The sequence below is a fragment of the Methylobacterium sp. FW102-HT35C08 genome (genome assembly GCF_058790235.1).
Map to the genome: position 1 here is coordinate 3,219,782 of NZ_JBYTCL010000002.1, position 20,052 is coordinate 3,239,833.

At 68.5% G+C, this 20,052-nt stretch carries 15 protein-coding genes; 4 read left to right on the forward strand and 11 right to left on the reverse strand.

The window, feature by feature from the left end:
• Positions 1–120 precede the first annotated feature (120 nt).
• On the forward strand, positions 121–615 hold the full coding sequence (locus AC3WSN_RS15390; protein WP_492539051.1) for a CAP domain-containing protein: 495 nt from the start codon (positions 121–123) through the stop codon (positions 613–615).
• 7 nt (positions 616–622) lie between these two features.
• On the opposite strand, the gene recJ is transcribed toward AC3WSN_RS15390, so the two are convergent.
• From recJ to AC3WSN_RS15425, 7 genes are all read right to left on the reverse strand, one after another.
• On the reverse strand, positions 623–2,449 hold the full coding sequence (gene recJ, locus AC3WSN_RS15395) for a single-stranded-DNA-specific exonuclease RecJ (protein WP_492539053.1): 1,827 nt from the start codon (positions 2,447–2,449) through the stop codon (positions 623–625).
• A 126-nt stretch (positions 2,450–2,575) separates the two neighbouring features.
• Complete coding sequence (locus tag AC3WSN_RS15400) at positions 2,576–3,973, reverse strand: NAD(P)(+) transhydrogenase (Re/Si-specific) subunit beta (RefSeq protein WP_492539055.1); 1,398 nt, start codon at positions 3,971–3,973, stop codon at positions 2,576–2,578.
• A gap of 4 nt (positions 3,974–3,977) precedes the next feature.
• Positions 3,978–4,433 (reverse strand): proton-translocating transhydrogenase family protein, encoded by a 456-nt coding sequence (locus AC3WSN_RS15405; RefSeq protein ID WP_192707681.1) that lies wholly within the window; start codon positions 4,431–4,433, stop codon positions 3,978–3,980.
• A 24-nt stretch (positions 4,434–4,457) separates the two neighbouring features.
• The gene (locus tag AC3WSN_RS15410) at positions 4,458–5,669 is read right to left on the reverse strand and encodes a Re/Si-specific NAD(P)(+) transhydrogenase subunit alpha (protein WP_192707680.1); all 1,212 of its coding nucleotides are present in this window, start codon (positions 5,667–5,669) and stop codon (positions 4,458–4,460) included.
• Between the two features lie 209 nt (positions 5,670–5,878).
• Positions 5,879–6,172, reverse strand: a complete 294-nt coding sequence (locus AC3WSN_RS15415; protein ID WP_492539057.1) for an aa3-type cytochrome c oxidase subunit IV — start codon at positions 6,170–6,172, stop codon at positions 5,879–5,881.
• A 122-nt stretch (positions 6,173–6,294) separates the two neighbouring features.
• Positions 6,295–7,656, reverse strand: coding sequence for an ABC1 kinase family protein (locus AC3WSN_RS15420; protein ID WP_492539059.1), 1,362 nt, complete (start codon positions 7,654–7,656; stop codon positions 6,295–6,297).
• A gap of 128 nt (positions 7,657–7,784) precedes the next feature.
• Positions 7,785–9,656, reverse strand: a complete 1,872-nt coding sequence (locus AC3WSN_RS15425; RefSeq protein ID WP_492539061.1) for a M3 family oligoendopeptidase — start codon at positions 9,654–9,656, stop codon at positions 7,785–7,787.
• 248 nt (positions 9,657–9,904) lie between these two features.
• Here AC3WSN_RS15425 and AC3WSN_RS15430 point away from each other — a divergent pair, with 248 nt between their 5' ends.
• From AC3WSN_RS15430 to AC3WSN_RS15440, 3 genes are all read left to right on the forward strand, one after another.
• Positions 9,905–11,389, forward strand: coding sequence for a sigma-54-dependent transcriptional regulator (locus AC3WSN_RS15430; RefSeq protein ID WP_238195168.1), 1,485 nt, complete (start codon positions 9,905–9,907; stop codon positions 11,387–11,389).
• A 243-nt stretch (positions 11,390–11,632) separates the two neighbouring features.
• Positions 11,633–13,627, forward strand: a complete 1,995-nt coding sequence (locus AC3WSN_RS15435; RefSeq protein WP_492539063.1) for a L,D-transpeptidase family protein — start codon at positions 11,633–11,635, stop codon at positions 13,625–13,627.
• A 146-nt stretch (positions 13,628–13,773) separates the two neighbouring features.
• Entirely contained in the window at positions 13,774–15,264 is a 1,491-nt protein-coding gene (locus tag AC3WSN_RS15440) for a peptidoglycan L,D-endopeptidase MepK (protein WP_492539065.1), read from the forward strand.
• A 128-nt stretch (positions 15,265–15,392) separates the two neighbouring features.
• Here AC3WSN_RS15440 and AC3WSN_RS15445 read toward each other — a convergent pair whose 3' ends face one another.
• The 4 genes from AC3WSN_RS15445 to pufC form a co-directional block, all read right to left on the reverse strand.
• Positions 15,393–15,647, reverse strand: coding sequence for a hypothetical protein (locus AC3WSN_RS15445; RefSeq protein ID WP_492539067.1), 255 nt, complete (start codon positions 15,645–15,647; stop codon positions 15,393–15,395).
• A 189-nt stretch (positions 15,648–15,836) separates the two neighbouring features.
• On the reverse strand, positions 15,837–18,527 hold the full coding sequence (gene ppdK, locus AC3WSN_RS15450) for a pyruvate, phosphate dikinase (RefSeq protein WP_492539069.1): 2,691 nt from the start codon (positions 18,525–18,527) through the stop codon (positions 15,837–15,839).
• Positions 18,528–18,689: 162 nt separating this feature from the next.
• On the reverse strand, positions 18,690–18,833 hold the full coding sequence (locus AC3WSN_RS15455; RefSeq protein ID WP_012319762.1) for a DUF3096 domain-containing protein: 144 nt from the start codon (positions 18,831–18,833) through the stop codon (positions 18,690–18,692).
• Positions 18,834–18,942: 109 nt separating this feature from the next.
• Entirely contained in the window at positions 18,943–20,046 is a 1,104-nt protein-coding gene (gene pufC / locus AC3WSN_RS15460) for a photosynthetic reaction center cytochrome PufC (protein ID WP_192707671.1), read from the reverse strand.
• Positions 20,047–20,052 lie beyond the last annotated feature (6 nt).

Here is a 20,052-nt window from a genome sequence, read left to right on the forward strand (position 1 = left end):
CCGGCGTGGCACGGCGGCCACGACCGTGCGCCGGGAAACCTCCTCTCGTCCGCTGCCGCGCTTTCGCCGCAACCGGGCCGGAGTGAGGCGCGCAGATCTCTCCAACGCGCCAGCCCGACCGTGCCGAACCTGAACCCCGCCCTCGCCCTGACCCTGCTGTTGACGCTGACCGGCTGCGGCGGCCTCTCGTTTGCGCCCGAGCCGACTGCCGAGAACGCGACTCAGCCCGCGATCCTCGACGAGGTGTCGGCTGCGGCGGCTATCTCGGCCTATCGCCTCCAGCACGGGCTGAGCCCCGTGGTGGTGGATCCCGCGCTGGTGAAGGCTGCGGCGTTCCAGGCCGGCAACAATGCTCGCCATGGGCAGCTCAGCCACGAGATCGGCGGCAGCTTCACCTCGCGCATGGCATCGGCTGGCCTGGCGAAGTCCTGGGCCGCCGAGAACCTGAGCGCCGGCTCCGAGACCCTGGATCAGGTGCTCGCCCGGTGGAAGGCCAGCCCCGAGCACAACAAGAACATGCTGCTCCCGCAGATCCGCCGGATCGGTATTGCGCGGGTCAACGCGCCGGGCACCCGCTACAAGAGGTTCTGGGCCCTCCTGATGGCAGGTGCTTGAGGGGGCGCTACGGATCGGCCGGCGCAAGGTCGACGATCCGGAGCTGCGCCCGCTCGGCGCCGCGCCAGCGATCGCACGACAGGGTTCCCGCGACGTGCATCTCGCGACCGATCCCGTTCAGCAGCGCGAGGCCGAGCGGTCGCTCGGCGGCCCGGAAGCAAATCGCCCCGACGGCCTGACCATCGCGGCTGCGCAGGCGTGCCCGGACGTGGCTTGATCCCACGACCCCGGCATCGACCAGCCGATGCCGTCCGAGCGCGAAGATGGGCTCCGGCGCACCTTGGCCGAACGGGCCTGCGCGCTGAATCAACCGGACAGTCTCGGCAGTCGCACCGCCGGCGCTGAGGCCGCCATCGATCAGGAGGGCATCGGCCGCGCGCGCGACGGCGACGCTCGCCCCGAGCAGCGCGGTCAGATGCGTCTCGAACCGCGGAATGTCGTCGGCGCGCACCGTGACGCCGGCCGCCATGGCATGGCCGCCGCCCTTGCTGGCGAGCCCCGCCTCCGCGCAGGCCCGAACCGCGAGGCCGAGATCCGCCCCGGGGATCGACCGGCCCGAGCCCGTGGCACTGCCATCCGGGCGCATGGCGAACGCGAAGGCCGGACGATTGAAGCGCTCCTTCAGCCGCGACGCGATCAGGCCGACGACGCCTGGGTGCCACTCGGCGCTCGCCGTGACCAGAACGGCGCGTGCCGGATCGAGGCTGAGCGCGCGCTCCATTTCGGCCTCGGCCTCCATGACGGCCTGCGCCTCGATGGCTTGCCGCTCGCGGTTCAGCCGGTCGAGTTCGGCGGCGATCCGAGCGGCCTCGCCCGGGTCGGCCGTGGTCAGAAGCCGGGCGCCGAGGCCCGAATCGCCGATGCGCCCGCCGGCATTGATCCGAGGCCCCAATACGAAACCGAGATGCCAGGATTCCGGCGGTTCGATCAACGAGGCCGCGTCGAGGAGCGCGGCCAGCCCCGTCCGGCTGCGATGACGCATCACCGTCAGACCTTGTGTGACGAAAGCGCGGTTGAGGCCGGTGAGCGGCACCACGTCGGCGACGGTGGCCAGCGCCACGAGGTCGAGGGCATCGGTAAGGGCGGGCTCGGGCCGGCTCGGCCCGAAAAACCCCTCATGCCGTAGGGCGCGATTGAGGGCGACGAGCGTCAGGAAGACGATACCGGCGGCGCAGAGGTGGCCGAGGCCGGAGAGGTCGTCGAGCCGATTCGGATTCACGACCGCACGCGCCGGCGGCAGGACCTCCGAGGCGGCGTGGTGATCGAGGACGATGACGTCGAGCCCCGACTTCTCGGCTTCCTCCAGCGGTCCGTGTCCGCTCGTTCCGCAATCGACGCAGACGAGCAGGGTCGCGCCCTCAGCTGCCAAAGCGGTGATCGCCGCCACGTTGGGCCCGTAACCCTCGGTGATGCGGTCCGGGATGTGGATGGGTGCTTTCAGGCCGAGGCCGCGCAGATAACCCGCCAGCAGGGCGGCGCTGGCAGCCCCGTCAACGTCGTAGTCGCCGAAGATCGCCACGGTCTCATTCCGCCGCACGGCGCGCACGAGCCGACGCACCGCGGCATCCATGTCGAGCAGCGTGTCGGGATCCGGCATCAGGTCCCGGAGGCGCGGGGCGAGGTGACGGGCGGATTCCTCCGGCATCACGCCGCGGCTGGCGAGGACGCGGGCCAGCAGCTCGGGCAGCCCGTGGGCCTGCACCATCTTGGCGATGTGGTTCTGGGTGGCCGCGCCGCCGCAGCGCTCCTGCCACCGCCGTCCGGTCACGGAGGCGGCCACACCCAGGAAGGCGGGCTGTTCGGCGAGGAGCGGGGCGCAGGACACGGGCGTCATCCTACACCGCGTTGGTCGCGGATGCGCGGGCGTCGCCGCAACAGCGCAGCCAAACCAAGCGAGGGCCGAAACGACAAAGGGCGGGCATCTCTGCCCGCCCCTGCCGCAAACCCGAGGGTTGAATGATCAGAAGGATTTCAGGATACTGTCGACGACCTTCTTGGCGTCGCCGAACAGCATCATGGTGTTGTCGCGGAAGAACACCTCGTTCTCGACACCCGCGTAGCCCGAGCCCATGCCGCGCTTGATGAACAGCACGGTCTTGGCCTTCTCCACGTCCAGGATCGGCATGCCGTAGATCGGCGACGCCTTGTCGGTCTTGGCGGCCGGGTTGGTGACGTCGTTGGCGCCGATCACGAAGGCGACGTCCGCCTGCGGGAACTCACCGTTGATGTCCTCGAGTTCGAACACCTCGTCGTAGGGTACGTTCGCCTCGGCGAGCAGCACGTTCATGTGACCCGGCATGCGGCCCGCCACCGGGTGGATGGCGTACTTCACGTCGACGCCCTCCTTCTTCAGCATGTCGGCCATCTCGCGGAGCGAGTGCTGCGCCTGGGCGACGGCCATGCCGTAGCCCGGGACGATGATGACGCGCTCGGCGTTCTTCATGATGTAGGCCGCATCGTCGGCCGAGCCCTGCTTGACCGGGCGCGTCTCGACCTGACCCGATCCAACCACGGCGGTATCGCCGCCGAACCCGCCCAGAATGACCGAGATGAACGACCGGTTCATCGCGTGGCACATGATGTAGGACAGGATCGCGCCCGACGAGCCGACCAGCGAGCCGGTGATGATCAGCGCGAGGTTGCCGAGGGTGAAGCCGATGCCGGCCGCGGCCCAGCCCGAGTAGGAGTTGAGCATCGACACGACCACCGGCATGTCGGCGCCGCCGATCGGGATGATGATCAGGCCGCCGAGCACCAGCGAGGCGATGACGATCAGCCAGAAGATTGCCTTCGACTCGGTGCCGATGAACAGCGCGAGCAGCAGGACGAGACTGGCGGCCAACAGCGCGTTGATGAGGTGGCGCTGGGGCAGCATGATCGGCTTGCCGGACATGCGCCCGTCGAGCTTGGCGAACGCGATTACCGAACCGGTGAACGTGATCGCGCCGATGGCGACGCCGAGCCCCATCTCGAACAGCGACTGCTTGTGGAAGTGGCCGTTCTCGATGATGCCGAAGGCCTGCGGAGCGTAGAGCGCACCGGCTGCCACGAACACCGCCGCGAGGCCGACGAGCGAGTGGAAGGCCGCAACGAGCTGCGGCATGGCGGTCATCGGCACGCGCTTGGCGATCACCGCGCCGGCGCCGCCGCCGATGCCGAGGCCGAGGAGCACCAGGATCCAGGCACCGATCCCGGCCGGCGGGTGGCCGACCAGCGTGGTCAGGATGGCCAGCCCCATGCCGACCATGCCGTACAGGTTGCCCTGCCGGGAGGTAGTGGGGTGCGAGAGCCCCCGCAGCGCCATGATGAACAGGACGCCGGCGACGATATAGAGAAGGGAGGAGACGTTCTCAGACACCGGCTCAGCCCTTCTTCTTGTACATGCCGAGCATGCGCTGCGTGACGAGGAAGCCCCCGAAGATGTTCACGCTGGCGAGCACGATGCCGATGAAGCCGAAAAACCGAGCAAGCCCGGTGCCCTTCTCGATGAGCGGGACGCCGACCGCGAGGATCGCGCCGACGATGATCACCGAGGAGATCGCGTTGGTCACCGACATCAGCGGCGTGTGGAGCGCCGGGGTCACTGACCAGACCACGTAATAGCCGACGAAGATCGCCAGCACGAAGATCGCCAGCCGGAAGACCGTGGGATCGACGGCGCCGCCCGTCGCGGCGCTGAGCCCGTGGCCCATGCCGTCGGCGATGACCTGGGCCTGATCGGCGGCGTTGCGGGCGACCGCGGCAGCGGCCCGTGCGGCATCGGCCAGCACACGGGCCTGATCGGCTGCCTGATCGGGAGGGACGATGACGGTTGCCATTCTGCTACTCCTCTCGACCGGTCTTCACTGCGCGCCGGAGGCCTTGTTGGCCTCCGACTTGGCGAGCCCCACGGACGCGGCCTCCGAGGCCGGCCCATCGGTCTTGGGCTGGAAGGATGCGTGGACGACGGAGCCGTCGCGGGTGAGGTTCGTAGCCTTCACCAGCTCGTCGTCCCAGTTGATGGCGAGCGCCTTCGACTCCTTGTCGATCAGGGTCTCGGCGAACGCGTAGAGGTTGCGCGCGTAGAGGCTCGACGCCGTCGCGGCGAGACGGCCGGGGACGTTAACGTGGCCGACGATCTTCACGCCGCGATCCGTGGTCACGACCTCGCCGGCCTTGGCTCCGGCGACGTTGCCGCCGCGCTCGACCGCGAGATCCACCAGGACCGAGCCCGGCTTCATGGACGCGACCATCTCCTCGGAGACCAGCTTCGGCGCGGCACGGCCCGGGATCAACGCGGTGGTGATCACGATGTCCTGCTTGGCGATGTGGCCCTTGACCAGCTCCGCCTGCTTCTTCTGGTACTCGGCCGACATCTCCTTGGCGTATCCGCCGGCGGTCTCAGCCTGTTTGAACTCGTCGTCCTCGACCGCGACGAACTTGGCGCCGAGCGATTCGACCTGCTCCTTGGTGGCGGGGCGCACGTCGGTGGCGGTCACGACCGCTCCGAGGCGTCGCGCCGTGGCGATGGCCTGCAGGCCGGCGACGCCGACACCCATGACGAAGACGCGGGCGGCCGGCACGGTGCCGGCGGCGGTCATCATCATCGGCATGGCCCGGCCGTACTCGGCGGCGCCGTCCACCACCGCGCGGTAACCCGCGAGGTTCGCCTGCGAAGAAAGAACGTCCATGACCTGTGCGCGGGTGATGCGCGGCATCAGCTCCATGGCGAAGCCTGCGACGCCGGCATCGGCCATCGCCTTCAGGGCAGCCTCGTTACCGTAGGGATCCATGATCGCGATCACGGTGGCGCCGCGCTTGAGCTGAGGCAGCTCCTCGCCGCTCGGGCGCCGCACCTTCAGGACGAGGTCAGCGTCGCGCGCCGCGTCGGCCGCGCTTCCCGCGACCTCGGCGCCGGCCGCCTCGTACTCGCCGTCCAGAATGCCGGCCTTTCGGCCCGCACCCGACTGCACCACGACATCGGCACCGAGAGACTTGAACTTCTTGACGGTCTCGGGGACCGCGGCCACGCGCGGTTCCGCGGAGTCCGTCTCGGACAGCACAGCAATGCGCATGCGAGGATTCCCCTGGATAAGCTCGGCCCTTCGAATGCGCGAACCCTCGCGGCTTTTCGAGATGCGGACCTGCGGCGCAATGGTGGAACTTGGCCGAATGTAACTTGCGGTCAATCGAATCAACGACCACGCGTCGGCCGCCCGCTCAGAGATCACATGAGCGGGCCGAATGGTGGATGGCGGACGATCCGAGGACCGTTCCAGCAGCCTCAGGCGAAGAAGAGGTAGAGCAACAGCAGGATGGCGACGACCAGCGGTCCACGCCAGCCCACGGCCGGGGCCAGGGCGCCGACCGCGCCGGCCGCACCGGAGACAATCACGCCGACGATCGCCAGAAGCCACGCTTCGCGAATCCCGCCGACGGCCAGCGCCAGCACCCAGCAGATCACGACCCCGGTGCCGATCTCGACGAAGCGGACGAAGCCGCGATAGGTCTGCTCGTGCGTCCGCGCGTCCATCGCCGGGCTGTAGGTGTGCCCGGCCACCGTCTCACTCTCAGCCATCGTGCGCTCGTTTCCCTAAGACGCGACTTCTTGCGGTCACGGTGGGATGTAGCTCAAGCGTTTACCTGCCGCAATCGGACGCACGCAAGTTGATCGCTCTCTCGGCGGGTCTACGCCGGGTGTCAGGCCGGGTTCGGAAGCCCCGCGTTGGCCAGTGCCTGACCCTGGCGCTCAGCCAGCGTGTCCAGCGAGAAGTGCTCGATCTCGGCCTCGAACAACCGGTGGTAGTTAAGCTCCGACCGTAGGTGAAGAAACACCGCGCCGAGGCCCACCGCTGCGCGATCCATGAACACAAATTCCTGCGGAACGGTCACCGGGCCGCGCTCCTTCAGGGCCTGATGCACCTCGAAGGCCTGACGCCGGCCGTACTCGCCGGGCTTCACGCCGTCCGCGACGGTCCGGGTCCGGTCTTCCAGAAGGGGGCCGTAGATGAAACGCGCCCAGATGTTCAGGATCTCGATCTTCTCCCGGTCGAGGTTCTTGAAGCCCCAGACTTCGTAGGCGTGGACGATTCGCGCCTCGTCGCCGGTCAGCAGGCCGCGGTAGAGATCCACGACGCCGCCAACAAAGCGGGGATGGAAGATACGCACACAGCCGTAATCCAGCAGATTGATTCCGGCGGCCTCACTGCCCTCCGAGAAGACCGTGTAGTTCCCGAGATGCGGATCGCCGTGGATCACCGCGGCGCGGCTGAACGGGTGCCACCACGCCTTGAACATCGCCTGCGCGATGCGGTTGCGGATCTCGACCGGTTCCTCCGCGAAGCCGAGGATCTTGTCCCCGTCGAGCCAGCCGAGCGTCAGGAGGCGCCTGGTCGACAGGTCCGGATAGACCTTCGGCACGCGCACCGCCGCGATGTCCTTGAGGACCGCGCCGTAGAGGGCGGCATGCTTGGCCTCGCGCTCGTAGTCGAGCTCCTCACGGACACGCGCCCCGATCTCCTTGGCGATCTCGCGCGTGTCCAGCCACGAATTCATGCGCCGATGCAGCGCGAAGGCGAGTTCCAGCTGCTTGAGGTCGGCCTCCACGGCCGATTGCATATCCGGGTACTGCAGCTTGCAGGCGAGTCGCTCGCCATCCTTGGTGGTGGCGCGATGGACTTGGCCGAGCGAGGCCGCGGCCGCCGGCTTCAGGTCGAAGCTGCCGAACCGCGCCTGCCAGCCGGCGCCGAGCTCGGATTGCATGCGGCGGCGGACGAAGGCAGCGCCCATGGGCGGCGCGTCGGCCTGGAGCTTCTGCAATTCGGCGGCGTATTCGGGCGGCAGCAGGTCCGGCACGGTGGCCAGCAACTGAGCCACCTTCATGATCGGCCCCTTGAGGCCGCCGAGCGCCTGGGCCAGGGCCGCGGCGTTGGTGGTGCCCTCCTTGCCGAACAACCGGGACATCGCCATCCGCGCGGCGACGCCCCCGACATTGGCGCCGACGCTGGCGTAGCGCCCGGCGCGGGCGGAGAAGCGGTTGGCTTCGCGATCGGTCTCGGCCATCTCTCGATCTGCTTGTCTGCGGCTGACCGGGAGATATGCCGCGGGCGCTCGGACGCCAGGGGCGTGGGTCCCTGCGCCGCGGGGACCCGCGATGACCGGCCCCGTGCGCGAGGCCGGCGGATCGGTTGTCAGCCTTGCCCTTCCATCCCTTCCAGCTCCGCGATCATCCCCTCGATCATTCCGAGGCCGATTTGCCAGAACCCTGGATCCTTCGCGTCCAGGCCGAAGGGCGCCAGGAGCTCGCCGTAGGGCTTCGAGCCGCCCGCCGAGAGCAGCGCGAAGTAACGCTCGACGAAGCCCTCCTCGGCCTGCGCATAGACTCCGTAGAGCGAGTTCACGAGGCAGTCGCCGAACGCGTAGGCGTACACGTAGAACGGCGAGTGGATGAAGTGCGGGATGTAGGCCCAGTACGGCTCGTAGCCAGCATCCAGAGTGATCGCCGGTCCCAGCGACTCGGCCTGCACCGACAGCCACAGGGCGTTGATCTGATCGGTGGTCAGCTCACCCTTGGCGCGGGCCAGATGGACCTTCCGCTCGAACGAGTAGAACGCGATCTGGCGCACCACCGTGTTGATCATGTCCTCGACCTTGGCGGCGAGCATCGCCCGGCGCTGGGTCGTGTCGGTGGTGGCCCCGAGCAGCTTGCGGAACGTCAGCATCTCGCCGAACACGCTGGCGGTCTCAGCCAGCGTCAGGGGCGTCGGCGCCATCAGGGCGCCGTTCGGACCGGCCAGCACCTGATGGACACCGTGGCCGAGTTCGTGGGCCAGGGTCATCACGTCCCGTGGCTTACCCTGATAATTCACGAGCACGTACGGATGGACGGACGGCACCGTCGGGTGCGCGAAGGCCCCCGGCGCCTTGCCGGGCCGAGTCGGCGCGTCGATCCAGCTCTCGTCGAAGAAGCGCCGGGCGATGCCCGCCATCTTCGGCGAGAACGCGTCGTAGGCCGACAACACCGTGTCGCGCGCCTCGGACCACGGAATCGTGCGCTGCTCCACCTTCGGCAGCGGCGCGTTGCGGTCCCAATAGGGCAGCGTCTCCTGCCCGAACCACTTGGCCTTCAACTTGTAATAGCGGTGCGACAGGCGCGGATAGGCAGCGCGCACGGCATCGACCAAGGCCTCCACCACCTCGGGCTCGACCCGGTTGGCGAGGTGACGCGCGTCGGCGACGTCCTTGAAGCCGCGCCAGCGGTCGGAGATCTCCTTGTCCTTTGCCAGCGTGTTGGTGATCAGCGTGAAGACGCGCAGATGGCCACGCAGCACGTCGCTGACCGCGCCGGCGGCCTCCTTGCGGACGGCACCGTCGGAATCCTGGAGCTTGTTGAGCGTGGGCTCCAGCGGCATCTCCTCGCCCTGCACGGTGAAGCGCAGGGAGGCGATCGTCTCGTTGAACAGCCGGTCCCAGGCTGCGTTCGACGTGACCGATTTCTCGAGGAACAGCTTCTCGGTCCGGTCGTCGAGCTGGTGCGGCTTCTCCCGGCGGAGATCCTCGATCCAGGGCGCGTAGCGGGCGAGCGGACCGTCGGCCATCGCGGCATTCACCGCCGAATCGTCGACCCGGTTCAGCTCCAGGGCGAAGAAGAGCAGGTCGGACGAGGCGTTCGTCAGCCGCTCGCGCGTGTCGCCGTAGAACTTCGCCCGCGCCTCGTCGGTGGTGTCGCTGGAGTAGACCAGCCCGGCGAAGGACATCAGCTTGCCGAGAAGATCCTCGATCCCCTCGTAGGCGCGGACCGCCTCGGCGAGGCGCGCGGACGCGTCGGCGCCGGAGGCGATCTCCGCGATGCGTCCGGCATAGGACTCGGAGAAGCGCCGGCACTCCTCCTCGGCACGGCTCATGTCGGCGGCGAATTCTGGATCGTCGAGGCCGGCATAGAGATCCGAAAGATCCCATTCTGGGAGATGGCCGAGGTCGGCAGCCTTCGCGGCGGCGCGCGCGGCGCTCACGCCTTCCGGCAGTCGGACGTTCACCGGCAATGCGGTGTGGCTCGGCATCATGTCGCGCGTTCCTCTGAAAAGGGGCTCGGCCCCGTACCTTGATATCGAGTGTGCCGCCACGCGTTCAACGCGGCCGGTTTGCGTGGCCCGGTACGGCGCCTGACGATCCGATGGAAACGTCGTTAAGCGCCACTTTACGTCTCTCCGTCACCTTACGGCTCGAAACGAAACAGTCGCCGAATCGGAGCCTGCGGCCGGGACAAGTCCTGTGCCGCGTCATTCGATCCGCGCGCCGTTCAGGAGCCGCCATGTCCACAACCGTGCTCATCGTGGACGACGATCCGGTCCAGCGGCGTCTCGCCGAGGCGGCGGTGCGCCGGTTCGGCTTCGAGGCGCGGGTCGCCGAGACGGGCGCGGAAGCCCTCACGCTGCTGAAATCCGAGGGCGCGGACGTGGTGCTCCTCGACTTGGTCATGCCGGAGCTCGACGGCCTCGGCGTGCTGGCGGAGATGCGCAAGAACGGACTCGCCACGCCGGTCATCGTTCAGACGTCCAACGGCTCGATCGATACGGTGGTCACCGCCATGCGGGCCGGCGCCGTCGACTTCGTCGTCAAGCCGGCCGGCGCCGAGCGGCTGCAGGTCTCGATCAAGAACGCCCTGCGGGTCGACACCCTGGAGGAGGAGGTGCGCCGCATGCGCCGCCGCGCCTCCGGCGCGCTGACCTTCAAGGACCTGACCTCCAAGAGCCCCGACATGGAGCGGGTCATCCGCCTCGCCGAGCGGGCCGCCAAATCCAACATCCCGGTGCTCATCGAAGGTGAGTCCGGCGTCGGCAAGGAAGTGCTCGCGCGGGCGATCCAGGGGTCCGGCGACCGGCGCGGCAAACCGTTCGTGACCGTTAATTGCGGGGCCATCCCCGAGAACCTCGTGGAATCGACCCTCTTCGGCCACGAGAAGGGTGCGTTCACGGGCGCCACCGAGAAGCATGCCGGCAAGTTCGTCGAGGCCTCGGGCGGCACCCTCTTCCTCGACGAGATCGGCGAGCTTCCGCTCGATGCCCAGGTGAAATTGCTGCGCGCTCTGCAGGAGGGCGAGGTCGACCCGGTCGGCGGTAAGCGCTCGGTGCGGGTCGACATCCGCCTCGTCTCGGCCACGAACCGTTCGCTGCTCGACCTCGTGAAGCAGGGGAAGTTTCGCGAGGACCTGTATTACCGCCTAAACGTCTTCCCGATGACCCTGCCGCCGCTGCGGGCGCGCCGCGAAGACATCCCCGATCTCGTCCGCTCGTTCTGCGCGCGTTTCGCCGCCGAGGAGGGGAAGCGGGTCCGGGCGATCAGCCCGGAGGCCATGGCACTGCTCACCCGCTATCCCTGGCCCGGCAACGTCCGACAGCTGGAGAACGCCCTGTTCCGCGCCGTCGTGCTTGCCGACGGGGACGAGTTGACGGTCGCCGAGTTCCCGCAGATCGCCGCGCAGGTCGAGGGCTTCGACGTGCGCATTCCGGCGGCCCCCACTCAGGCGCAGATGCCGGCCTACGTTCCTGAGCCGGTCCGCGAGATCGTGCGCGTCGAGGTTCGCGATCCGCACGCCATGTCCCTCGTCGCCGAGGAGACCGGCGAGATGAAGCCGATGGACGTGCTCGAGGCGGAGATCATTCGCTACGCCCTGCAATTTTACCGTCAGCGGATGTCGGAGGTGTCGCGCCGCCTCGGCATCGGCCGGTCGACGCTCTATCGCAAGCTGAAGGACCTCGGCCTTGAGGACGGGGAAAAGACCGAGGACGCCGCTTGAGCGGGCGGTACGTGCGCTAGCGCACCACCCGTACTGGGCGGTCCTTCCGCTCCGAGAGCTGGACGCTGCTGACCGCTTTCGGTCGATAATAAGTCAGATCAAAAGCTGAGCAGACTAGAAGTCGCGACGGCAGCCGCAGGACCAAACTTCTATTCACGAAGACTGCGGTTGCCCAATGCCACGCTTGCGCGGATAATCACAATCTGAGCGTGCGGCTCTGCCGCCGCACCCCGGGAGATCACGATGCGCGTCCCGCGCTCCAGCCTCATGGCGCTGGCCGCCCTCTTGACCGGCACGCTGGCTTCGGCCGGCGCCTTCGGTGCCGAAACGGCCGCGCTCGACAAGGCGCTCGCTGATACGCCGCCGTCGTCGTCGCCCGCGCAATCCGCGCCGTCGGATCCTGTCACGACGGCGCTTCCCGATTACAAGCCGGACGCGCCCGCCGCCGAGCCCGCGCCGGCCCCGACGGTCGCGGCGCCGGTCGCGCCCGCTGATCCCCTCGGTGCCGCAATGCTGGCCCGCTTCGGAGACAACGCGCCGCTGCTCCTGCGCCTCACGGGCAAGGATCGCGACGCAATCCGGTCGTTCTACGAGGCCCGCGCCTACAAGCCGCTCTGGATCGCCGATGGCGCCTGGACCGAGGCGGCGAAGGCGGTCGCGGCGCGGCTCGCGGCCGCCGGCGAGGACGGGCTCGACGCGCATGCCTATACGGTCCCCAACCTGGCAGAGAAGCCGGACGAGAAGGCCATGGCGGATGCCGAGCTGCACTTGTCCGCTGCGGCCGTCCTCTACGCCCGGGACGCGCGTGGCGGCCGGATCAATCTCGCGTCGATCTCGCGGCTGATTACTCCGAAGCTCGATCTGCCCGCCGGGAACGAGGTGCTGGCAAAGCTGGCCGATGCCGGCGCGAAGACCGGCGATACGCTTCAAAGCTACAACCCGGCCACCCCGGGCTTTCTGGCCCTGAAGACGCGGCTCGCTTCTCTGCGCGGGCCGGCGCCCGCGGCGGTGAAGCCGCTGCGGCTGCCGTCCGGCCCGGCCCTGCGCGTCGGGATGCACGATCAGCGCGTTCCGCTTCTGCGCGCGCATTTCGGGCTTGAGACCCGGCCCGCCGGCACGTTCGACCGCGGCCCCGGCGAGCCGGAGGATTACGATTCCGTCGTCGCCGACGCAGTCGCCAAGTTCCAGCGCGGCCGTGGGCTGCCCGGTAACGGCGTCCTGAACGTCCAGACCGTGCTGGCTCTGGCCGATGCCGGCCGGTCGGCGCGCCCGACGGGCAGCGAGGCCGAGCTGATCGTCAACATGGAACGCTGGCGCTGGCTGCCGGGCGATCTTGGGTCCGACTACATCCTGGTCAACATTCCCGAATACCGCCTGCGCGCCTATCGCGGCGGCACCCTGCGCGACGAGGCGCGCGTCATCGTCGGCAAGCCGGAGTCGCGCACGCCCCTGTTCTCGGGACTGATGGAATACGCCGTCGTCAACCCGTCCTGGTACGTGCCGCCGTCCATCCTGAAGACGATGGCGCCGAAGCTCGCCGGCTACGGCGGCAAGACCTGGGGCGGCTACGAAGTCGTCCGCCATGGCGGCCACATCTCGCTGCGCCAGCCGCCGGGCGAGCGCAACGCGCTCGGCTTCATCAAGTTCATGTTCCCGAATCAGCATGCGGTCTATCTGCATGATACGCCGAACCGCTCGCTGTTCTCGGCGTCCAAGCGCGACTTCAGCCACGGTTGCGTGCGCGTGGACGATCCGTTCCGCCTCGCGGACGTGGTCCTGCCGGACTGGTCCGAGGAGCGGCTGAAGAAGCTGATCGGCAAGGGCGAGCGCACGCTCCGGCTGCCGGAGAAGCTGCCGGTGCACCTCGCCTACTTCACCGCCTATGTCGACGATGGCGGCACCTACCGCACGCTGCCCGACCTCTACGGATACGACGCGCCAATGCGTGCAGCCCTCGGGCTGCCCGGCGGCGGGAATCCGGCGATGGCCCGGCTGCCGGACGAGGCGCCGCGGCGCAAGGCCGAGCGTACGCCGACGCCTGCACCGGCGCGCACCGTTCAGCGCCGGGTGACGCACCGTCACGTCGCCGACGAGTGGCCGGACAATCGCTACGAAGAGGTGACCGTGCCCCGCCGTGCGTCGCGCCGCGCCGTGCGGGCCGACAGCGCTCCGGAATTCGGCGAGCCCGGACTATGGACGCCGGCCCCGCAGCAGCCGGCCCCGCGGAGCTGGTGGTAGCCGAAGGTCTTTGGCAGTCCGCAACTTTCGCGTGCGCGGCCGCACAGCCGGGCACGATTTCGCCACGGTCGAGCCTTAGCCGTTTCAGCCGGGAACCCGGCCTGACACCCGCCGGGCACAAGCGCCGGCAGAGGATCAGGACTATCGTGCCGAGTCTCCCGCGCCCTCTCCGCACCTTCGCCCTGGCCCTGACGGGCGTCGCGCTGAGCCTGGTCGCCGGCACCGCCGAGACCGAGGACGCGGTGGCGAACGGCGACACGCGCGCGCTCACGATTTATCACACGCACACGCAGGAGAGCGCGACCATCACGTTCAAGCGCGACGGCCGCTACGACCGCGCCGCCCTCGAGCAGCTGAACTGGCTCCTGCGCGACTGGCGCGTCAACGAGCCCACCAAGATGGATCCGCGCCTGTTCGACACGGTCTGGGAGGCCTACCGGCAGGTCGGCGCCAGCCAGCCGATCCACGTCGTCTCCGCCTACCGTTCGCCCGGCACCAACGCGATGTTGCGCCGCCGCTCCAAGATGGTGGCCGAGTACAGCCAGCACATGCTCGGCAAGGCCATGGACTTCTTCCTGCCGGACGTCTCGATCGATCGCATCCGCGAGGTCGGTCTCCAGATGCAGCGCGGTGGCGTCGGCTGGTACCCGCATGCCGGTACCCCGTTCGTGCACCTCGATGTCGGCTCCGTGCGCATGTGGCCGCGCATGACGCACGATCAGCTCGCCCGCCTCTTCCCCGACGGCAAGACCGTGCTGCTGCCGAGCGACAACCGACCCTTCCCGCGCTACGAGGAGGCGAAGGCCGAGATCCTTGCCCGAGGCGGCACCGTGGCGGGCCTCACCACCCAGATGGCGAGCGGCGAGGAAGAAGACGGGCCAGGCCTGTTCGGCTTCCTCGCGAGCCTGTTCGGTGGCGGCCGCTCCGCTCCGGACCCGGTGCCGGCGCCGCCGCCCGCCGTCGCGGCGAAGGCCCGCCTGGCACCCGTTGTCGCCGTGGCGAGCGCCGACCCGCAGGACCCGGTCGGCACGCGGACCGCCCTCGCCTACGCGGCGCCCGCTACCGACGATTCCCTGCGCAGCTCGCTGGTGGCGCGCGAGCAGGCCAAGGCGCCTGACGGCAAGCCTGCCGACGCCAAGTCGCTGCTGACCGGGGCTCAGCCAGCCGCCGCAGCCGAGGAGGCGGTGCTGTCGGTGGTGGCGCCGCTGCCGCCGCGCCGGCCCTCGGATATTGCCGCCGTCGTGGCGGCCATCACGATGCCGCTCCCGCCGCCGCGGCCGGTCCAGTTCGCCGCACTGAACGGCGGTATGGCCAACCTCCCGGCCCCGGTCGAAAGCCGGGCCGCGGCCGCGACGCCCGCCAAATCCAGCGCCCTGGTTGCCCCAGACGCCGACGCCAAGATTCAGTTGCGTGCCCTGTTCGACGCAGTGTCAGCCGGTGCCGTGGCGTCGCCGGCGAGCCGTAACGCGCCGGTCCGCGTCGCGGCCACCCGTGTCCGCGATACGGCACCTGACGCCGTGGTCGCGGCAGCGCCGGATCGCGTCGCGACGCGGTTCAGCGCGCGTAGCCCCGGCGATGACCTGACGGCGGCCCGGTTCACCGGCTCAGCGGCCCGCGCCGTTTCAGGGTCGCGCTAAATTCGGTCTACCGTCCGGCAGATCCGGACTCGATCGCTCGTTCAAGCATCGCGTGCACGCGGCTGACGGTTCGATCCCGATCGAGTCAGTCTGCTGGAAAGACCGGTGGGCGCCGTGTCTGGACGAACTCAGCGCAGCGGCTTCGAGAGATTGACCGCCAGGGCCGCCACGAGCGTCGCCGCGTAGCCGTCATCCTGGGTTCCGGCGATCCGTTCGGCCTCGCCGCCGCTGTTGGCCGCAACCGACATCATCAGCATCACGGCCGTCGTCAGGCCGCCCAGGCCCGCGACCAAGGCCAGGTAGGCACGCACGGCGGCGCTTGGGGCCGCTACGACAGCGTGGGTCTCGCCGACGCACATCGGGCTGGAATCAGGATGGATCATGGCCGATGATTCCGACGGGTGACGCAGGCCCCGGGGCGGATCGACTACGAACACGCACAACCCGTCGGCTCAAGCAGTCAACGTGCCGTTCTGGAGCGGGTTCGTACTGACGAAAACATTTTCAACCGGTATTTGACCGGTTGGTTGACGAGCCCGATGAGGGCGCCCGCAGGCGCCCTCGGCTAACATTCAGCCTTCCTTGCCCGAGACCTTGCCGAGAGCGGCCTGGGCGGCCGCGAGCCGGGCGATCGGCACGCGGTAGGGCGAGCAGGAGACGTAATCGAGCCCGACTTCCTGGCAAAATCCCACCGAGGCCGGATCGCCGCCGTGCTCGCCGCAGATGCCGAGCTTGATGTCCGGGCGGGTCTTGCGGCCGCGCTCGACGCCGATGCGCACCAACTCGCCCACACCCTCCTGGTCGATGGTGATGAACGGGTCGGCCGGCAGGATGCCCTTCTGAGTGTAGGGACCGAGGAAGGTCGCCGCGTCGTCGCGGGAGATGCCCAGCGCCGTCTGCGTCAGGTCGTTGGTGCCGAAGGAAAAGAACTCGGCCGTCTCGGCGATCTCGCCGGCCTTAAGGGCAGCCCGCGGCAGCTCGATCATGGTGCCGACCTGATAGTCGAGTGTGGCACCTTTCTCCTCGGCGACCGCCTTCGCCATGGCGTCGATGCGCGCCTTCACGATGTCGAACTCGGCGCGGGTGAAGACCAGCGGCACCATCACCTCGGGCGTGACCGGGCTGCCGGTGTCGGCGGCAGCCTGGACGGCGGCCTCGAAGATCGCCCGAGCCTGCATCTCGGCGATCTCCGGGAAGGCGATCGCCAGACGGCAGCCGCGGAAGCCCAGCATCGGGTTGTGCTCGGACAGCTCCCGCGTTCGGTGCCGGATCTTCTCCTCCGAGACGCCGGTCGCCTTCACGACCTCGGCGACTTCGGCGTCGGTGTGCGGCAGGAACTCGTGCAGCGGCGGATCGAGCAGGCGGATCGTGACCGGCAGGCCGGACATGATCGTGAACAGCTCCAGGAAGTCCTGGCGTTGATAGGGCAAGATCTTGGCGAGCGCCGCGCGGCGGCCCTCGGCATCGTCCGCCAGGATCATCTCGCGCACCGCGATGATGCGGTCACCCTCGAAGAACATGTGCTCGGTGCGGCAGAGACCGATCCCCTCGGCGCCGAAATTGCGCGCGGTCCGGGCATCAGTCGGCGTATCGGCGTTCGCCCGCACCTTCATGGTCCGGATCGCGTCGGCCCATTCCATCAGCGTGGCGAAGTCGCCCGAGAGTTCGGGCTCCAGCATCTTCACCTCGCCCTGAATCACCTGCCCGGTCGACCCGTCGATGGTGATCTTGTCGCCGGCCTTCAGCGTGATGCCGCCGACCGTCAGCGTCTGCGCCTTGTAGTCGATCCGGATCGATCCGACGCCCGAGACGCAGGGCTTGCCCATGCCGCGGGCGACGACGGCCGCGTGGCTGGTCATGCCGCCGCGGGTGGTGAGGATGCCCTCGGCGGCGTGCATGCCGTGGATGTCCTCGGGCGAGGTCTCGATGCGCACCAGGATGCACTTGCGCTCGGCCTTGCGGTGCGCCTCCGCGTCTTCCGAGTTGAAGACGATCTCGCCGGTCGCCGCGCCGGGCGAGGCCGGCAGGCCCGAGGCGATGACCTTGCGGTCCGCCTTCGGGTCGATGGTGGGGTGCAGGAGCTGGTCGAGGGCGCCGGGCTCGACCCGGCCGATCGCCTCGTCACGGGAGATCAGGCCCTCGCCCGCCAGATCCACGGCGATGCGCAGGGCGGCCTTCGCCGTGCGCTTGCCGTTGCGGGTCTGGAGCATCCAGAGCTTCCCCTTCTCAATGGTGAACTCCATGTCCTGCATGTCGCGGTAATGCGATTCCAGGATCTCGTAGATCCGGGTCAGCTCCGCGAAGCTTTCGGGCATGGCCTTCTCCATGGAAGGCTTGTCGCTCTCGGCCTCGATGCGGGCCTTCTCGGTGATATTCTGCGGCGTGCGGATGCCCGCCACCACGTCCTCGCCCTGGGCGTTGATCAGGAACTCGCCGTAGAGCGCTTTCTCACCGGTCGACGGATTGCGGGTGAAGGCGACGCCGGTAGCGGACGTGTCGCCCATGTTGCCGAACACCATGGCCTGCACGTTCACGGCCGTGCCCCAGCTCTCCGGGATGTTGTTCAGCTCCCGATACTTCTTGGCCCGGGGAATCATCCAGGAATTGAATACGGCGCCGATCGCGCCCCAGAGCTGGTCGTCGGCGCCCTGCGGGAAGTCCGAGCCGTGCTCGTCGCGCACGATCTTCTTGTAGGTCTGGATCAGAATTTTCCAGTCCTCGGCGCCGAGCTCAGTGTCGAGCTCGAAGCCCTTACTCTCCTTGTAGTGCTCCAGCGCTTCCTCGAAGGCGTGGTGCTCCACGTTCAGCACCACGTTCGAGTACATGGTGATGAAGCGGCGGTAGGAATCGTAGGCGAAGCGCTCGTCATCGGCCTCCTTGGCCAGCGCCAGCACCGTCTCGTCGTTCAGGCCGAGGTTGAGGACCGTGTCCATCATGCCCGGCATGGAGGCCCGGGCGCCGGAGCGGACCGAGACGAGGAGCGGGTTCGCTGCATCGCCGAATTTGCGGCCGGTGAGCGTGCCGACCTGCGCAAGCGCGGCCGCGACCTGATCCTTCAGCTCCGGCGGGTAGGACTTGCCGTGGTCGTAGAAGTAGGTGCAAACCTCGGTGGTGATGGTGAAGCCGGGCGGGACAGGCAGACCGAGGTTCGACATCTCGGCCAGATTGGCACCCTTACCGCCGAGCAGGTCGCGCATCTGCGACTTGCCCTCCGCCTTGCCGTCGCCGAAGGCATAGACCCACTTCGCGCTGCCGGTCGCCATGTCGAACCCGTCCGTATCTGGTGCCCGGCGACGGCCGAGCTGATGGGCGGGGTTGGACCATCCCGCAACGCAACGCAAGATGAACGCGCGATGGCAGTGTGCCTGGGTCGCTGACGGGTCCAGCGGTCTGTCAGGTCCGCCCCGTCGTGCTGCGGGCGCCGCTCAGTGCAGGATCCCCAGACCGATCACGCCGACCACGATCAGGTAGATCGCCACGATGTAGTTGAGCAGCCGCGGCATCACCAGGATCAGGATCCCGGCCAGGATCGCGATCAGCGGCTGCAGGTTGGAGATGGTGATCGTCACGGGCGTCTCTCCTGGCCGAGCTTGGCCGTCGGTATCGACGCCTCTACGTGTTGCAGGTTCCCTGTAGCTTGCGTGGAGCGGCCGGATGGCCCGGCCGCTCCAGAGCCGATCAGGGCTTCGGCGTCGGCTTGTCAGTGCCGGGGATCGGGTCCTTGGCCTCGCCGGTCGGCAGGCTCACCGAGATCGTCGGGTGAGACAGCTCCGGATAGGGCTCGATCACGTTGGCGCCGTTCAGCGGCTTGTTGGCGCCGTTGTGGCAGGTGGCGCAGTTGATCTTCGGCGCGTCACCGAGAACCCCTAGGCGGTTCCGCGGGAAGGTCGAGGTCAGCGGCGTCATGTAATCCTGGTTCAGGTCGCGCACCATGCGGATGCCGTACCAGGCATGGACCCGGTTGGGCGTGCTGGTGTCCCATTGCGCAACCGACCGGGTGTTGTGGCAGAAGGTACAGTTCACGCCCAACGATTGCGACATGCTGATCATGATCGCGAACGTCTTCTCGGCGTCCTGGATCGGCTTGCCCTTGGTCTCCGGTAGCGCCGTGGTGGCGTTGACCCGGACGGCGTCCTCCGACGTCTCCTTGTGCTGGTAGAAGGCCTGATAGACGTCGTAGGGCAGCGAGGTGTTGCCGACTTCCGGCGAGGCCAGGTTCTGGCTGTTGTTGCGCGGTCTGAAGCGTCCCGCGCCCTGGACCGGATGATCGAACCAGATATTGGCCGGCACCGGGTTGCCCCGGTGGCAGGTGTAGCAGGTCACGCCGGCCTGATGGACGTGGTTCTCTTTCCAGGATGAGTTGATGTATTGCGTCATCTGCAGCATGCGCCGGGCGACGCGCTTCTGGTAGAGCTCGTCGGAGGCCATGTTCTCGGTGCTGTGGCAGTACGTGCAGCCCTGCTGCGGCGCGACCCACTCGGTGATCGACACCATCAGGCGGTTGAACTGCTCGGCCGAGAGATCGCCGAGCACCTGCACGTTCTCGTAGACGGCCGAGGCCTTCTCGCCCCCGGCATCGGCTGGATCGGCCGGCGCCGGCGCCCGGTTGGCTTCCGACAGCGCCTCGTTACCGGCCCGGGTCCGGATCAGGTCCATGCCGGTGCCGCGGAAGCCGGTCTGCTTGACCGCCATGGGCGGATGGGTCCAGCCCGCGCCGCCGAACATCGCGATGGTGAGGAACAGGGCCAGCGCCCCGCCGACAACCGCCAGAATCGTCTTCATGACGGC

Coding starts and splice junctions, on each gene's coding strand:
- pufC (WP_192707671.1), bottom strand. CDS start 20,046: ATGAAGACGATTCTGGCGGTTGTCGGCGGGGCGCTGGCCCTGTTCCTC.
- AC3WSN_RS15415 (WP_492539057.1), bottom strand. CDS start 6,172: ATGGCTGAGAGTGAGACGGTGGCCGGGCACACCTACAGCCCGGCGATG.
- AC3WSN_RS15445 (WP_492539067.1), bottom strand. CDS start 15,647: ATGATCCATCCTGATTCCAGCCCGATGTGCGTCGGCGAGACCCACGCT.
- AC3WSN_RS15430 (WP_238195168.1), top strand. CDS start 9,905: ATGTCCACAACCGTGCTCATCGTGGACGACGATCCGGTCCAGCGGCGT.
- AC3WSN_RS15410 (WP_192707680.1), bottom strand. CDS start 5,669: ATGCGCATTGCTGTGCTGTCCGAGACGGACTCCGCGGAACCGCGCGTG.
- ppdK (WP_492539069.1), bottom strand. CDS start 18,527: ATGGCGACCGGCAGCGCGAAGTGGGTCTATGCCTTCGGCGACGGCAAG.
- AC3WSN_RS15435 (WP_492539063.1), top strand. CDS start 11,633: ATGCGCGTCCCGCGCTCCAGCCTCATGGCGCTGGCCGCCCTCTTGACC.
- AC3WSN_RS15405 (WP_192707681.1), bottom strand. CDS start 4,433: ATGGCAACCGTCATCGTCCCTCCCGATCAGGCAGCCGATCAGGCCCGT.
- recJ (WP_492539053.1), bottom strand. CDS start 2,449: ATGACGCCCGTGTCCTGCGCCCCGCTCCTCGCCGAACAGCCCGCCTTC.
- AC3WSN_RS15425 (WP_492539061.1), bottom strand. CDS start 9,656: ATGATGCCGAGCCACACCGCATTGCCGGTGAACGTCCGACTGCCGGAA.
- AC3WSN_RS15420 (WP_492539059.1), bottom strand. CDS start 7,656: ATGGCCGAGACCGATCGCGAAGCCAACCGCTTCTCCGCCCGCGCCGGG.